The sequence below is a fragment of the Microlunatus sp. YIM B11417 genome, from assembly GCF_059617205.1.
The window spans coordinates 883,689-899,158 of record NZ_JCAMPJ010000001.1 but is presented as its reverse complement, the minus strand read 5'-3'; the positions used below and the strand labels follow the sequence as shown (position 1 = coordinate 899,158).

The window sequence follows — 15,470 nt, the reverse complement described above, 5'->3', positions numbered from 1 at the left end:
ATGGCGCACCTCGCGATTCCGAAGACGTACAAGCTGTTCATCGGCGGCAAGTTCCCGCGGTCGGAGTCCGGCCGTACCTACCAGGCGGTCGATGCCGAAGGAGGCTTCATGGCCAATGCGGCGCTGGCGTCCCGCAAGGATGCTCGGGATGCCGTGGTCGCGGCCCGGAAGGGTCTCGGCGCCTGGGCCGGGGCGACGCCGTACAACCGCGGGCAGGTGATCTACCGGGCCGCCGAGATGCTCGAGGGACGGGCCCGCGAGTTCACGAAGTTGATCACCAGCAGCCGCGGCGTGACCAGCCGGGTGTCCGCGTCGGAGGTCGAGACCTCGATCGACCGGCTGGTCCACTACGCCGGCTGGACCGACAAGCTGGCCGCGGCGTTCGGCAGTTCGAACCCGGTGTCCGGCCCGTTCTTCTCCTACTCGGCGCCGGAGCCGACCGGCGTCGTGGTGATCTTCGCGCCCCGGGACTCGCCGCTGCTCGGCCTGGTCTCGGTGGTCGCGCCGGTGCTGGCCGGCGGCAACACGGCGGTGGTGGTGGCGTCCGAGCCGGACCCGTGCGTCGCGATCTCGTTCGCCGAGGTGCTGGCCACCTCCGACCTGCCCGGCGGCGCCGTGAACATCCTCACCGGGAAGGCCGCCGAGCTCGGCCCGCACCTCGCCGCGCACGCCGACGTGAACGCGCTCGACCTGACCGGTGTCACCGACCATCCGGATGATCATGAACTGCGGACCGAGCTGGAGCGCTCCGCCGCGCAGACCCTGAAGCGGGTCTACGTGCCGGCCGGCACCCCGGACTTCGCGGCGCCGCCCGGCACCGGCCGGCTGCGCGCCTTCCTGGAGACCAAGACCGTCTGGCATCCCACCGGCGCCGTCTCGCTGGCCGGCGGCTCCGCGTACTGACCCATTTTCCCGGCGGGTGACGTGGGACTTTCCTACCTATACAGCGCCGACTGACCTCACGAGAATGTTGAGGTGGACCGTCGAGAGGCGCCGGTGGTCGGCCGGGAGCGCGAGCTCGCCGCCGCCGCGTCGGCCGTTGCCGCGATGCGGGACGGTCCGTACGGCTGCGTCATCGACGGGGCCGCCGGGATCGGCAAGACGACCGTCTGGCGGCAGGCCCTGGTGGCGGCCGAATCGCTCGGCTACCGGATCCTGTGCTGCCGGCCGACCGCGGCCGAGTCCAGGTTCTCCTTCGTCGGGCTGGGCGATCTGCTGGACCGGCTGCCCGACGACGGGCTGGCGGGACTGCCCGCCCCGCAACGGCACGCACTCGAGGTGGCGCTGCTCCGGGCCGACGCCGACGCCTCGGTACCGGACCACCGGGCGGTCCGGGTCGGGGTGCTGCAACTCGTCCGGACCCTGGCCCGGGATCAGCCGGTCCTGATCGCCATCGACGACGCGCAGTGGCTGGACCCGTCCACCGTTGCGGTCGTCGAGCACCTGGTCCGGCGGCTGGACGACGAGCCGATCGGGCTGTTGGTCTCCTTGCGCCAGGAGGCGGGCGACGACGCGCCGTTCGGGCTGGAGCTCGCGCTGCCGCCGGACCGGGTGAGCCGGATCGGCCTCGGCGGGCTCAGTCTCGGCGCCCTGCACACCCTGGTCCGGGCCCGGACCGGGTTGGCGCTGACCCGGCCGACCCTGCACCTCATCGAGCGGGCCGCCGAGGGGAACCCCTTCTACGCCTTGGAGATCGCGGGTGCCCTGGCCCGGTCCGGCGGCCAGCCGGCGCCCGGTGATCAACTGCCGATCCCGGACCGGCTGAGCGAACTGGTGGTCGGCCGGATCGGTGCCCTGCCGGCCCGGGCCCGGAGCGCGCTGGCCGTCGTGGCGACGCTGGTCCAGCCGAATCTCGCCATGGTCCGGTCGGCGCTGACGACGCCGGAGGAACGCGACGGCTTCACCCTTGCGGTCGACCACGGCATCCTCGAGGTGGCCGGCGACCGGGTCAGGTTCACCCATCCGCTGCTCGCGTCGGCCATCCAGACCACGCTGCCGCCGCTCCGCCGGCAGCAGTTGCATCAGCACCTCGCGACGATCGTCGAGGACGTCGAGCAGCGCGCCTGGCACCTGTCCTGGGTGACCAGCGAGCCGGACGGGGAGGTTGCGGCCGCGCTCGAGGCGGCGGCCGCCTCGGCGCAGGCCCGCGGCGCCCCCTGCTCGGCGGCGCAGTTCTGGGAGCTGGCGGCGCAGCGGACACCGGCCGACTCGGCGGTCCCGCGGTCGCTCCGGCTGGCCGCGGCCGGCAGTTGCCTGTTCCACGCCGGCGACGCCCCGCGCGCCCGCGGACTGCTGGAGGCGAGCGCCCGCGCGCTGCCGGCCGGCCACGACCGGGCCGGCGTGCTGGTCCAGCTCGCCGAGGTGATCTTCTACGAGGGCAACCCGCGGGAGGCGGTGCAGCTCTGCGAGGAGGCCTCCGGCGAGGCCGGCGCCGACCGTTCGCTGCGGATCGTGGCCCGGCTCTGCGGCGCCTGGTACGGCACCCACGACGCCCGGTTCCAGCTGCGCCGGATCGAGTCGGCACACGCCCTGCTGCTCGAGTCGGATGCCGAGACCGACCCCGACCTGTATGCCTGCGTGATCTTGATGACCGAGTACTACCGGTTCTACAACGGACTTGGGCTCGACCTCGACCGGATCGCGGCGGTGTACGCCCTGCTCGACCCCGACAGCCTTTCCTGGAAGGGATCCTGGGCCACGATGATCTGGCGCGGGATCGTCAAGCTGATCGATCCGGCGACGGCCCGGCAGTCGTACGCGGCCGCGTACGACCTCGGCCACGAAGTGGGCGACGAGATCTCGGTGGCGACCTCGCTGATGCACCTGGCCGAGATCGACTGCCGGCTCGGCGACCCTCGCCTGGCCTTGCGCGAGGCGGACCGCTCGATCGAGATCCTGGACCAGTCCGGCCAGCGACGCTGGCGCGGTTTCGCCTTGTACGCCAAGGGTCTGGCCGAGGCGCAGCTGGGCGACCTGGACGCCGCGCGGGCGTCGGCGAGCGAGGCGCTGGAGCTCGCCGCCGCGATCTCCGATCCGTGGGTCTCGGCGATGCAGTACGGACTGCTCGGCTCGATCGCGTTCTACGGTGGCGAGCTGGCCCTGGCCCATGATCATTTCGCGGCCGCCGAGGCGCTGATCCACGAGATGGGCGTGGCCGAGCCGGCGCGGCACCCGTTCCACGGTGATCAGTTCGAGGTCGCGGTCGGCCGCGGTGACCTGGCCGGGGCCGACCGCCTGCTGGCCCGGCTGCAGGCCCGGGCCGAGGTCGCCCCGTACCCGTGGCTGGTCGCCACCACCGAACGCTGCAAGGGAATCCGGCAGCTGGCCGGCGGCGACCTGGACGCCGCGGCGGCGGCCCTGGACGAGGCACTGCGGCTCCAAGATGATCTTGGGATGCCGTTCGAACGGGCCCGGACGCTGCTGGTCCGGGGCCGGCTGCTGCGCCGCCGCCGGGAGCGCCTGGCCGCCCGCGGCGCCCTGGTCTCGGCCCGGCAGCTCTTCGCCGACCTCGGCGCGGTGCCCTGGGTCGACCGGGCCGACGAGGAGCTGGGCCGGCTCGGCCTGCGCCGCGGCACGGTCGGCGAGCTGACCCCGACCGAGGAACGGATCGCCCGGCTCGCCGCGACCGGGATGACCAACCGCGAGGTGGCGGCCACGACGTTCACCAGCACCAAGACCGTCGAGGCCACCCTCGGCCGGGTCTTCCGCAAACTCGGCGTCCGGTCCCGCCGCGATCTCCGCTCCATGATCAACTCGGAGCCGGTCAGCCAGTAGGCGGGCGCCGGATCGTGGAAGATCGGGCCGGGTCTGGTGTGCTCCAGGTTCCACACTGTGCCCACGCGAGGCCTGATCGGGTGCTCCGAGGGGACGGTGCTCCGTCGGTGTCGGGATTCCTCCACGGTCGGGAGGTTGCCGCGTGGCAGCCGGACCCGAACCCTCCGAGCATGGAGGAATCGCGACACGCCTCAGCCCTCCCGGCGCCCAACTCGCACCCCCGGCTCGATCTGCGGGATTGTCGACAACCGCACCCGCAACCGACCCGAAAGGGTGCGAAGGCCGACAACCGCACCGGGGAGAGGATTCCGGGGTTGTGTACGGCAGGCCGGGTCGGCGGCAGGACCCGAGGGTCACGGGTGATCAATTAGAGGGTTCTTCCCGGCTTCGCCGCCGCACGTGCGTCCGTAGCGTTCGGATGTGGAAGCCATCCTGGGTGGGCCTGGGGATGACGGCGACGGACGTCGGGGGACGTTCCTCGTCGAGGCCTATCTTCCCTTGACCAGTCCCCGGCTGGTGACCGCCACCGTGTCCCAGTTGCGCAGTGCCGCGTCGGCGTTGCGGTCCGGGTCGGGGTGGGTGCTGGTGCGGTCCTGTATCGCCCTGCCCAGCGACGAGACGTGCTTCTTCCTCGTCGAGGGCTCGTCGATCGATGCGGTCCGGCGGGTGTTCGAGCGGGCGGCGATCTCGTACCAGCGCATCGTCGAGGCATTCCAGTCCGGCGCCGACGGGCCCGGCTGACCGAGGAACGAGGAGCGAGAGGACCGCCGAGATGTTCACCGCAACCTTCTGGAAGGCGACCGCCGAGCGCGCGATCAAGACGTTCGCGCAGACCCTGCTGGCCCTGCTCGGGTCGGGCGCGATCAACCTGCTGCAGATCGATTTCGTCAAGGCCCTGCTGGCCGCGCTGATGGCGATGTTGATCTCCGTGCTCACGTCGATCGTCGGCGGGGTGGCCCGCCAGGCGCCGTCCTGGGGCCCGGAGGAGCTGAAGCCCAAAGCCGGCGCACCGGCACGGTGACGGAGCCTTCCGTGGACCAAGATCATCCGGACGGGCCCGGGCCCATCGAGGGCGCGATCGCGCGGCTGACCGAGTGGCTCGGCACCGTCGTCGACGGCCCGGTCCGGGCCGGTGACGCGGCAGAGCCGGACCAGCCGGAGCTGCGGGTCCGGCCGATCGAACTGGTGGCCGAGACCGAGGTGCGGCCGGTCGGGGGCCGGCCGCCACTGCGGTTCAAGGTCCGGCAGTTGGTGACGGCGGACGGGCCCGAGCCGGGCGCGACGCGGCTGCTGGACCGGGTGCTGACGGCGGCCGTGCGGGCGGACGAGCCGGAGGTCCGGATCGCGCCGCTGGCCCCGGAGCTCTGGCGTGCGCTCGGCACCGCGCCGCGGCCGGCGCTGCTGTTCGACGTACCGGCCGAGGTCGCCCGGGTGGTTCCGGAACCGGTGCTGGTCCGGCGCCCGCTGCGGATCGACGACCTTCCGGTACGGCCGCTGCGGGGCACCGTGCTCGGCCCCGACGACGTGCCGCTGGCCGGGCTGCGGGTCGAGGTGTCCGCGACCGGTGCGTACGCGAACACGAACAGCCGGGGCGAGTTCGGCTTCGGCAGCGTCCCGGCACAGGACCGGACCCGGCTCCGGCTGGTCGGCCGCGGCCGCCGGTTGGAGACCGAGGTCGATTCGGCCGGCGAGGACGTATCCCTGATCATCCGCTTCGAGCTCGAGGAGGTCTGATGCCGAACTATCGTGCCCCCGGCATCTATGTCGAAGAAGTGCCTGGCGGGGCCCGCCCGATCGGCGCGGTCGGCACCAGCACCGCGGCGTTCCTGGGCGTGGCGCCGGACGACGCGGCGCGGCTCAACGAGGCCGTCGCGATCAACAACTGGTCCGACTTCCTGCGCAACTTCGCGGGCCGCGACGACCTCGCCGGCACGCCGCTGGCCCGGGCCGTCTACGGATTCTTCGCCAACGGCGGCGGCCGCTGCTATGTGGTCAACGTCGGCCCGGGGAACCCGATCGCGGGTGGTGGCCGGCAGCGGTCCGGGCTGGACCTGCTGGAGGCGATCGACGACATCTCGATCGTCGCCGCGCCCGGCCTCGCCGACCCGGTCACCTGGGAGGCGCTGCTGAGTCACTGCGAGCGGCTCGGCGACCGGCTGGCGATCCTGGACCCGCCGGCCGGGGTCAACGACGTCGACGCGCTGACCAAAGTCGCCAGCGGCACCGGCGGCGGCCGGCGTTCCGGCGGCGCGGCCGCCGACGCCGCGGCCGAACCTGCCGAGCCGGCCCCGGTCGAGGCGGCGCGGCCCCGGCAGTCCGACTACGGCGCGTTCTACTTCCCCTGGCTCCGCGCCTACGACCCGCTCGGCGGCGAGATCGTGGAGACCCCGCCGTCCGGTCACCTGGCCGGAGTCTGGGCCCGGACCGACGCCGAACGCGGCGTGCACAAGGCGCCGGCGAACCAGGCCATCGCAGGCGGTGTCGTCGACCTCGCCTACCGGGTCACCCGGCAGGAGCAGGAACTGCTCAACCCGGCCGGCGTGAACTGCATCCGCTTCTTCCCCGAACTCGGCATCCGGGTCTGGGGAGCCCGGACCCTGGCCGCCGAGGCCAGCGAATCGCGCTACCTGAACGTCCGCCGGCTGATGAACATGATCAAGGAATCGATCGCCGAGGGCACCCGGTGGATCGTCTTCGAACCGAACGACGCGTTCCTCTGGGGATCGATCAACCGGGAGATCAGCAACTTCCTGACCCGGGTCTGGCGGGACGGCGCGCTCTTCGGCAGCAGCCCGCAGCAGGCGTTCTTCGTCAAATGTGATCAAGAAACGAATCCGCCCGAGGTCCGCGACGCCGGCCAGGTCGTCGTCCTGATCGGCGTCGCCCCGGTCAAGCCGGCCGAGTTCGTCGTGTTCAAGATCAGCCAGTCGATGGGCGGCACCGCGACCGAGAGAATCGGGGAATGACATGCCGCTGGAGAATCAGCCGGGCGTCTCGGTGGATCCCTACCGGGCGTACAACTTCAAGCTGTTGATCAACGGCGTCACCGAGGGCCACTTCACCGAGGTCACCGGGCTGGGCGTCCAGATCGAGCGGATCTCCTACCGGGAGGCCGGCACCAACGCGATCGTCCGGGCGATCCCCGGCCGGGTCACCTATCCGTCGGTCACGCTGCGGTACGGGCTGACCGACTCGACCGAGCTGTGGCAGTGGCTGTCGATCGGCAAGGTCAGCCGGCGCAACCCGTCGATCGTCATGCTCGACCCGAGCGGCACCACCGAGGTGCTCCGCTGGAACCTGGCCAACGCCTGGCCGGAGGCCTGGTACGGGGCGCCGCTGGACGCGATGAGCCGCGAGTTGGCCGTCGAGTCGCTGGTGCTGGCGCACGAGGGCATCGAACGGGTGGGACCGAATGGCAGCGCGACCCCGGCCGGCTGAGCACGGTGATCCGGCGACCCGGCACTGGCGACGCAGGGTCTCGGACTGGCTGGCCCGCTGGCTGCAGCGACTCGCCGGGGCGGCCGGGCGTGCCTCCGTCCGCCTGTCGGCCGAGCCCGCTCCGGTCGCGCCGCCGGACCGGACGGACGGACCGGACGGACCGCCGGAGCACTGGCTGGCGGTCGTCCGGGAGCGGGCGCCGCAACTGCTCGCTGACCTCGGCGCGCCCGGCGGCCGATCCCGCGCGGCCGGCTGGCAGCGGCCCCGGCCCGAACCACTCGCTCCGATCGCGCCGGTCGGCAGCGATCCCTCGATCTCTCCGACCAGCCCGGCCGGCCCTGCCCTGGACAGCACCGCTCCGGCGCCCGCACCGGCTCCGGCCGCCGGCGTTCCGCGGCGGCTCGTGACCTCGATCTCCCTTGCCGCCAAGGAAACTCTGCGCCACCTGGCGCGGCGCATCGATCCCGGACCGTCTGGGGGGCCGGTCGGGATCGTGGGGCGACCGGCGGTGCCGACCGACCGCTGGGGGCGCGGCCGGCCGGTCACGCCGTCGAGATCACGAGCCGTCCCGGATCGCCGGCGGCCGGATCCGCAGCGCGACCCCGCTCCGGAGCGGCCCATCCGTCCATCCCCCGAGCCTGGCGACGGGCAGCCCGCGGGATCCCCGGCCGGCCGGCGCTTCCAGCCACCCGCGACCCCGCGAGAGGAAGGGTCCGCCCTTCGACAGGCTCAGGGGACGGAAGCGCGGGCTCAGGGGACGGAGAGGGCGGCCCAGGGAACGGCTGCCGACGGGCCCGCCCTCCGACCGGCTGCGGGGACGGAGCGGGCCGGAGTTGATCTTGGCCGGCTGCCGGATTGGTCGGCCCTTCGCCAGGCTCAGGGCCCGGCAGCGACGGTGTGGGGCCGGTCGGCTGACGTACCGGAGAGCGTTCCGGTGCAGGGGCGGTGGCCGGAGCTGGCGGACCCGGACCGACTGCTCGGAGCCGATCTCTGGCAACCGGCCCGGCCGGAGTTCTCGGCGGCCCGGATCGCCCGACTGGACGACGAACAGCGGGGTGGCTGATGGAGCGGGTGGCGTTTCTGGTCGAGGAGACCGGGGAGCGGATCGACTGTCTGCTCAACCCCGAGTCGTTCGAGGTGACCCGACTGGCCGGTGTCCGGCCCCGGGGTACGGCGAGCGGCCGCCTGGTCGGGTCCGGGCAGGCCGACGACCCGCTCCAGTTCACCGGCGGCGGCCGCACCTCGCTGGTGCTGGACCTCCTCTTCGACGTCGACTTCGTGGAGCCGGCGACCCGGCCGGCAGATGTCCGTACCCTCACCCGGCGGCTCTGGCTGCTGGCGGAGAACTCGGCCGAGGAGTCCGGTTCGGTACGACCGCCGCTGGTCCGCCTGGTCTGGGGCAAGACCTGGAACGTGCCGGGCGTGATCGTCGCCGTCGCGGAACGGTTCGACGTGTTCGACCCGGTCGGGGCGCCGCAGCGGTCCTGGCTGCGGCTGAAGCTGGTCCGGGTGGCCGAGTCGGCGGCCGCGGCCCAGGAGTCGTTCGAGGACGAGCTGGCCAACGCGCTGCCGCCGGGCGAGCGCACCCGGCAGAGCGGCGACGTGCTGCCCGGCGACGCGCTGCGGGCGGTCGGCGACGGCGGGACCGAGAGCGACGGCGGGTTCGCCGGCGTCCGGCCGGACACGCTGGCCTGTGACAGCCTGGGCAGCCCGTTCCTGTGGCGGCTGCTCACCGACTACAACGAGATCGCCGACCCGCTGCGGATCGAACCCGGCACGGTGCTCACCGTGCCGCCGGACGCCGGAGCGGCCCGATGAGCCACCCCACGATGAGCCACAGCAGCGCGATCCCGGCGGTCGAGGTGACGGTGAACGGCCGGTCGCTGCCGGCCGAGTCGATCATGCGGCTGGTCTCGGTCCGGGTGGCCGGGCGGCTGGGTCAGCCGGCCCAGGCGGAGTTCGGCCTGGTCACGGCGCCCGGCGCGGCGGCGGAGTTCGACGCGGCGCCGATCGGGTCGGCGATCCGGATCGGGGTGGCCGGCCAGGACGAGCCGCTGTTCGACGGTGAGGTGACCTGCGTCGAGCTGGCGCACAGCCCGGACGGCGAGGCGATCCTCCGGGTCCGCGGCTACGACCTGCTGCACCGGTTGCGGAAACGCCAGCAGCTGCGGGTGTTCGAGGCGGTCACCGCGGCCGCGCTGGCGACCGCGCTGACCGCCGATCTCGATCTTGCCGTGGTCGCCGACGACCCCGGCCCGGAGCACGACCGGGTCCTGCAGCACCGGCAGAACGATCTTGATCTGCTGACCGAGCTGGCCGGCCGGTCCGGGTTGCACCCGGTGATCGACGGCGGCGACCTGCGGCTGGTCTCGCTGGCCGGCGACGACGCGGCCGAGGCGACGCTGGTGCTCGGCAAGAACCTGCACGAGGTACGGATCGAGGCCAATCTGGACCGGCTCGGAGATCGGGTCACCGCGTTCGGCTGGCACCCGCAGCGGGCCGAGGCGTACCGCGAGGAGGCCGGCACGCCGCGGTCCGAACCCATGATCGACTTCACCCCGCGGCTGGCCGACGTCGGCGTCGAGGGCGACCGGTTCCTGGTCGACCAGCCGGGTCACAGCGCCGACCAGCTGGCCGGGCTGGCCCAGTCCGGCCTGGACCGGGCCGCGGCCGGCGCGGTGATCATCGACGGCGTCGCGGACGGCGACGCCCGGCTCCGGCCCGGCCGCCGGCTCGAGCTGGACGGAGTCGCGGATCCCTTCTGCGGCAGCTATGTCGTCACCGAGGCGGTGCACACCGTGGACGCGACCGGCTACCGGACCGCGTTCGGCACCCGGCCACCGGTGCCGCCGGCGCGGACCGCCTCGAGCATGATCACGATCGGCCTGGTCACCGCCGTGGACGACCCGGACGGCTGCGGCCGGGTCCGCATCTCACTGCCCTCCTACGGGGACCTGGACGCGGGCTGGCTGGCCGTCGCCTGCCCCGGCGCCGGGCCGGACAAGGGCACCGTCGTGCTGCCCGACGTCGACGACACCGTGCTGATCGCCCTGCCGCACGGCGAGCCGACCGCCGGCGTCGTGCTCGGCGGCCTGTACGGGACCGTCCGGCCGCCCGAGTCCGGTGTGGTCGACGGCCGGGTCCGCCGCTGGTCCACCCGAACCCCGGACGGGTTGTCGATCATGCTCGACGACGGCCGGCAGCGGCTCCGGGTGGCCGACCGGGCCGGCAGCTTCGTCGAGCTGCGGCCGGAGCTGGTCCGGCTGCACGCGGAGACCGCCGACCTGGTGATCGAGGCGCCGGGCCGGACGCTCACCGTACGCGCGAACAAGATCGACTTCCAGCAGGCGGCAGGTACCGCCGACGTCTACCCGGTCGAGGAGGACGGACGATGAAGTTGATCACCGAGAAGTCGATCATCCACTGCGACCACGACGGCCAGGTGCGGAACGTGCCCAGCCAGCACTGGCTGACCGTCGAGTCCGCCCCGGTGCTCGTCGATCATGATCCCGAGGGCCGCAAGATCATCGCCTGCCCCAACGCCGGGCCGACCATGAAGCCGTGCGCCACCACTCTGGTGGTGGCGCGCGGCTACAGCGACTGGATCCGGATCGACGGCCGGCGGGTCGTGCTGGACCACCTGGACGGCCTGACCGACGGCACGGTGCCCGGCACCGTGCACTACGTCGTCCGGGACCCCGCCCAACCGTTCGTGGACGCGGACCGATGAGCCCCGCCCAGGTCACGGGCAACCGTGCCTTCAGGTTCGCCGGCGCCGGCGGTTGGGCCGGGGCGCTCGGGCTCACGGTGACCGCGACCGGCGGCGTCGCCATGATCGACGGCGACGAGTCGATCCGGCAGGCCATCCTGCTGCTGCTGACCACCACCCCGGGCGAGCGGCTGATGCGCCCGCAGTACGGCTCGCACCTGCACCGGCTGCTCTTCGCGCCGAACGACCAGACCACCGCCGGCCTGGCGATCCACTACGTCCGGCAGGCCGTCGAACGGTGGGAACCGCGGGTCCAGGTGATCGAGGTCGACGCCGCCGCGGCACCGGACGAGCCGAGCCGGCTGGACATCCGGCTTCGCTACCGGGTCCGGGCCAGCCTGGCCACGGCGGAACTCGTCTATCCGCTCGACCTGGCCGTGGGCGGGGAACCGAAGGAGGCGGACCAGTGACCCTTCCGGTGCCGAACCTCGACGACCGCCGGTTCATCGACCTGGTGACGGCCGCCCGCGAGCGGATCCGGCAGAGTTCGCCGGACTGGACCGACCTGTCCGTGCACGATCCCGGGATGGCGCTGGTCGAGGCATTCGCGTACCTGACCGAGATCATGATCTACCGGGTCAACCGGCTGCCGGAGAAGGCGTACGTGGCCTTCCTGAACCTGCTCGGCGTCAGCCGGCACCCGCCGTCCGCCGCCTGGGTCGACCTCACCTTCGCCCGGCTCGAGGCGGGCGCGCCGACCGGGCCGCTCACGATCCCGGCCGGGACCCGGATCGCCGCCGCCCGCGGTTCCGGGGCGGAGCCGGTGGTGTTCGTCACCACGGACACCGCGGTGCTGGCCGAGGGCGCTGCCGAGATCGTGGTCCGGGCGCACCACTGTCTGCCGCAGAACGGCGAACTGCTCGGCATCGGCACCGGCCAGCCCGGCCAGCGCTGCCAGGCCGGCCAGGCGCCGATCGTGACGACCGCCGAGCCGGTCGACCTGCTGCTCGGCGTCGAGGCGGACCGGGACTCGCTGGCCGAGGGCGCGACCGCCCGCGAGCACGACGGCCGGTCGTTCGAGATCTGGCAGCAGGTGCCGAGCTTCGCCGGGCTGGGCCCGACCGCGAAGGCGTACGTCCTCGACCGCGCGTCGGGCACGATCACGTTCGCCCCGGCCCTCGACCTGCGGCCGCGGACCCGGCCCGAGTTGATCACGCTGGCCGCCGTACCCCAACCAGGCAAGGAGATCCGGCTCTGGTACCGCAGCGGCGGCGGTTCCGCCGGCAACGTCGCCGCCGGTGCCCTGACCACCCTGCGCGACCCGCTGCCGGGGCTGCGGGTGAGCCAGCCGAAGCCGGCCCGCGGCGGCCGCGACCTGGAGTCGATCGACTCGGTGATGGCCCGGGGCTCGCACGACTTCTTCTCCCTGCGGCGGGCCGTCACCGCGCGCGACTTCGAACTGCTGGCGACCGCCGGCTCCGGCTCGGTCGCCCGGGCCAAGGCCTTCACCCGGTCCGCCTCCTGGTCCTTCGCCCCGGCCGGCGAGGTCGAGGTGGTCCTGGTCCCGCACGTCGGCGACGAGGCCCGGCCCGGCTGGCGGCTGCCCGCGCAGGTGCTCGCCGACCACCAGGTGCCCGAGGCGCGGCAGCGCACCGAGCAGGAGCTGAACGACCGGCGCGCGCTCGGCACCTCCTGCGTCGCGTCCTGGGCGCGCTACAAGACCGTCTCGGTGCTGGCCCGGGTGATCGTTCGCCCCGAGGAGGATCCGGACGCGGTCCGGGTCCGGGTGCTGGACCGGCTGCAGCAGACGCTCAGTCCGCTGCCGACCCCGCTGAACCCGGGCGGCTGGCCGTTCGGCGAGCCGCTCCGGGCGTCCAACGTCTACCGGCTGCTGGAGCAGGCCGAGCCGGGCGTCCGCTACGTCGACGACGTCCGGTTCGTCGTCGAGGAGGCACCGGATCAGCGGGTCCGGGCCCTCGCCGCGGACCCGAGCCAGGCCGACACCTGGTACGCGGCGTGCGGCGAGGTGGTGTTCCGGTCGACCAACGACGGCGCCGGTTGGGAGCCGGCCGGCCGGTTCCCCGGCGAGGAGGCCCGGCGGGTGCTGCCGGCCCCGGCACCGGTCCGGGCCGGCATGGTCGGCCGCCCGGGCTGGGTCGCGGTGGTCACCCGGCGCAGCGACGGGGGCGGTTCCGGGGTCCACCTGTCCACCGACCTCGGCGAGACCTGGCACCGGCTCGCCGAACTGCAGGCGGGGGTGTCCGACCTGGCCTGGATCGACCGCGGCGGCACCCCGACCCTGCTGCTGGCGACCGACGTCGGGCTGTACGAGCTCCCGGTGCTGCGTGGTTCCGTACCGCTGCAGGTGGTGGTCGAGCCGTCCGATCCCGACCGCGGCTTCTCCGCCGTCCGGACCTGCGTCTCGGAACGGGGCACGGTCGGAGTGGCGCTGGCGGCCCAGGCCCAGTTCGGGGTCTATCTGTCGGTGCAGGGCGGCCAGGCCGGCACGTTCGGCATGATCGGCCTACCCGGCGTCGATCTCCGTACCCTCGAAATCCAGCTGGACGGACCGGCCACCATGCTCTGGGCCGGCTGTGGCGAGGCCGACCAGAACCGGCCCGGGCCGGGCTGCTTCCGGGCCCGGCTGTTCGAGAGCGACGTTCGCTGGGACCAGGTGTCCCAGGGCTGGGGCGGCGGCACCTGCTGGGGACTCGCGTTCGCCGACGGCGCCGGGTTCGCCGCGACCCAGAGCGGCGGAGTGTTGCGGATCGACACGACGGCGGCGCAGCCGGCCTGGGACGCGCCGGACGTGAACTGCGGGCTGCCGCTGCGGGACCGGCCCCGCTTCGAGTCCGTCGAGTCCATCGCCGCCGTCGCCGGCTCACCCGGTCAGGTCCTGGCCGGCGGACCGCGCGGCGTGCACCGCAGCCAGGACGCCCGTGCCTGGACGGCCGCGGCCTACCGGGAGACCCGGGGCGTGGTGACCGTGCCCGACACCTGGCTGCTCTGTTCCGGCGACCACCAGATCGAGGTGACCCGTGCAACCCGCGGCGATTGAACGACTGCTGCCGGCCGCGTACCAGCGGGCCGCGATCCCCGGCAGCCCGTTGGCCACCCTGCTCCAGATCATGGCCGACCTGCACGCGCCGGACGAGGCGCTGCTGGCGGACGTGGAGGACCTGTTCGCTCCGTACCGCACCCCCGACGAGCTGGTCGGCTTCCTCGCCGGGTGGGTCGCGCTCGAGGTCGTCCGGGGCGACCCGCCGGCGGTCGTGCCGCCGGTCGGCCGACTCCGCGACCTGGTCACCGAGGGTGCGCTGCTGGCGCAGTGGCGAGGCACCCGGATCGGGCTCCGGCGCTACCTCGAGGTGGCGACCGGCGTCGGCGGCTTCGTGGTCGAGGAGCCGCGGCGGCCCCGGTTCCATTTCGTCGTGACGGTGCCGACGGCGGCCGCGGACCAACTGGACCTGGTCCGCCGGATCGTCGAACACGAGAAGCCGGCGGCGACGACCTGTCGCATCCGTCTCGCGGACGAGGAGCGTCCAGCATGACCACCGAGTGGGCGGTTTCGATCGGCGTGCAGAACGTGGAGCTGGCGCGCTCGGGTACGGCGGAGGCGCCCGGGCCCAGCCTCGGCGAGCTCCAGTTCACGGTCACCAATCCAGGGCCGGTCGAGGACCGGGCGGTGCTGGAGATCGTGGCCGGCGACGGCGCCCGACGGGAGTGGTTCGTCGTACCGGAACCGTTGTTGCCGGTGCCGCCCGGGCGGTCGGTCCCCTTCCTCGTCCAGGTCAGCGTGCCCGCCGGCACGCCGGCCGGCCCGTTCTGGATCCAGGGCCGCGTCTACTCCGCCGACACGGCCCCCGAGGAGGGCTCCCGGCTCAGCGATCGGGTCACCGGCGAGGTGCCGGCGAGCGTCGTACAGCAGCCGAAGCCCTGGTGGCTGCTGGGCGTGGCCGGGTTGGTCGTCATCGTGCTCGGGGTCGCCGGCTGGCTGGTGTTCCGGCCCGACGAGCCGCCGCCACCGCCGCAGCAGGTTTCGCTGCCACTGCTGACCGGGCTCGCCCAGGATCAGGCCGAGCAGCAGCTGGCCGCCCTCGGCCTCCAGGTCGGCGCGGTCAAACGCCGCCACGTCGCCGGGGCCGGCCGGGAGGTGGTCGCCCAATCCGTCGCCGCGGGCGAGCTGGTCGACGTCGGCACCGCGGTGGATCTCGAGGTGGCGCTCGACGTGCCGGCCCCGGTGCTGGTCAGCCCGGAGAACGGGGCCACGCTGCCGGCCGGTTCGCAACCGGAACTGAGGTGGCAGGAGGTCCCGGAGGCCGGCAGCTACCGGGTGCTGCGGACCTACCACCAGTGCGTTCGTCGCCGTCGCTGCGAGGAAGTGCTGCTCAGCGACACCGTCGTGACCACGAACTTCTGGCAGCCCGACCCCGGCCCGCTGCCCGACTTCGCCACGGGCCTCGTGCATTGGTGGGTGATCTCGATCGACGACTTCGGGACGCTCGCCACCCCATCGGGCAACTTCGCCTACCAGGTCGAGGGGTTGTGA

Annotated in this window: 15 protein-coding genes; all 15 read left to right on the top strand. The window is 73.5% G+C overall.

Annotated features, from left to right (window positions below; genetic code table 11):
* The 15 genes from AC6CCG_RS04570 to AC6CCG_RS04500 all read left to right on the top strand — a co-directional run bounded on the left by AC6CCG_RS04570 (nt 1) and on the right by AC6CCG_RS04500 (nt 15,470).
* Nucleotides 1-903, top strand: a complete 903-nt coding sequence (locus AC6CCG_RS04570; protein WP_496653284.1) for an aldehyde dehydrogenase family protein — start codon at nt 1-3, stop codon at nt 901-903.
* Nucleotides 904-975: 72 nt separating this feature from the next.
* Nucleotides 976-3,774, top strand: a complete 2,799-nt coding sequence (locus AC6CCG_RS04565; protein ID WP_496653283.1) for a helix-turn-helix transcriptional regulator — start codon at nt 976-978, stop codon at nt 3,772-3,774.
* 420 nt (nt 3,775-4,194) lie between these two features.
* Nucleotides 4,195-4,515 (top strand): hypothetical protein, encoded by a 321-nt coding sequence (locus AC6CCG_RS04560; RefSeq protein WP_496653282.1) that lies wholly within the window; start codon nt 4,195-4,197, stop codon nt 4,513-4,515.
* 31 nt (nt 4,516-4,546) lie between these two features.
* Complete coding sequence (locus AC6CCG_RS04555) at nt 4,547-4,795, top strand: holin (RefSeq protein WP_496653281.1); 249 nt, start codon at nt 4,547-4,549, stop codon at nt 4,793-4,795.
* Entirely contained in the window at nt 4,792-5,508 is a 717-nt protein-coding gene (locus AC6CCG_RS04550; protein WP_496653280.1) for a hypothetical protein, read from the top strand. Before AC6CCG_RS04555 ends, AC6CCG_RS04550 begins: the two co-directional genes overlap by 4 nt.
* Nucleotides 5,508-6,740, top strand: coding sequence for a phage tail sheath family protein (locus AC6CCG_RS04545; RefSeq protein WP_496653279.1), 1,233 nt, complete (start codon nt 5,508-5,510; stop codon nt 6,738-6,740). The genes AC6CCG_RS04550 and AC6CCG_RS04545 overlap by 1 nt, the downstream gene beginning before the upstream one ends.
* Before the next feature lies 1 nt (nt 6,741).
* Nucleotides 6,742-7,212, top strand: a complete 471-nt coding sequence (locus AC6CCG_RS04540) for a phage tail protein (RefSeq protein ID WP_496653278.1) — start codon at nt 6,742-6,744, stop codon at nt 7,210-7,212.
* Entirely contained in the window at nt 7,187-8,275 is a 1,089-nt protein-coding gene (locus AC6CCG_RS04535; protein ID WP_496653277.1) for a hypothetical protein, read from the top strand. Before AC6CCG_RS04540 ends, AC6CCG_RS04535 begins: the two co-directional genes overlap by 26 nt.
* Nucleotides 8,275-9,030 carry a CIS tube protein gene (locus AC6CCG_RS04530; protein ID WP_496653276.1) on the top strand — a complete coding sequence of 252 codons (756 nt, stop codon included), beginning with the start codon at nt 8,275-8,277 and terminating at the stop codon, nt 9,028-9,030. Before AC6CCG_RS04535 ends, AC6CCG_RS04530 begins: the two co-directional genes overlap by 1 nt.
* Nucleotides 9,027-10,607, top strand: a complete 1,581-nt coding sequence (locus AC6CCG_RS04525; protein WP_496653275.1) for a phage baseplate assembly protein V — start codon at nt 9,027-9,029, stop codon at nt 10,605-10,607. The genes AC6CCG_RS04530 and AC6CCG_RS04525 overlap by 4 nt, the downstream gene beginning before the upstream one ends.
* The gene (locus AC6CCG_RS04520; protein ID WP_496653274.1) at nt 10,604-10,942 is read left to right on the top strand and encodes a hypothetical protein; all 339 of its coding nucleotides are present in this window, start codon (nt 10,604-10,606) and stop codon (nt 10,940-10,942) included. The genes AC6CCG_RS04525 and AC6CCG_RS04520 overlap by 4 nt, the downstream gene beginning before the upstream one ends.
* Nucleotides 10,939-11,391: a GPW/gp25 family protein gene (locus AC6CCG_RS04515; RefSeq protein ID WP_496653273.1), complete on the top strand. Its 453-nt coding sequence runs from the start codon at nt 10,939-10,941 to the stop codon at nt 11,389-11,391. Before AC6CCG_RS04520 ends, AC6CCG_RS04515 begins: the two co-directional genes overlap by 4 nt.
* On the top strand, nt 11,388-13,979 hold the full coding sequence (locus AC6CCG_RS04510; RefSeq protein WP_496653272.1) for a putative baseplate assembly protein: 2,592 nt from the start codon (nt 11,388-11,390) through the stop codon (nt 13,977-13,979). The genes AC6CCG_RS04515 and AC6CCG_RS04510 overlap by 4 nt, the downstream gene beginning before the upstream one ends.
* Nucleotides 13,960-14,472: a phage tail protein gene (locus AC6CCG_RS04505; RefSeq protein WP_496653271.1), complete on the top strand. Its 513-nt coding sequence runs from the start codon at nt 13,960-13,962 to the stop codon at nt 14,470-14,472. The genes AC6CCG_RS04510 and AC6CCG_RS04505 overlap by 20 nt, the downstream gene beginning before the upstream one ends.
* Nucleotides 14,469-15,470: a PASTA domain-containing protein gene (locus tag AC6CCG_RS04500; protein ID WP_496653269.1), complete on the top strand. Its 1,002-nt coding sequence runs from the start codon at nt 14,469-14,471 to the stop codon at nt 15,468-15,470. Before AC6CCG_RS04505 ends, AC6CCG_RS04500 begins: the two co-directional genes overlap by 4 nt.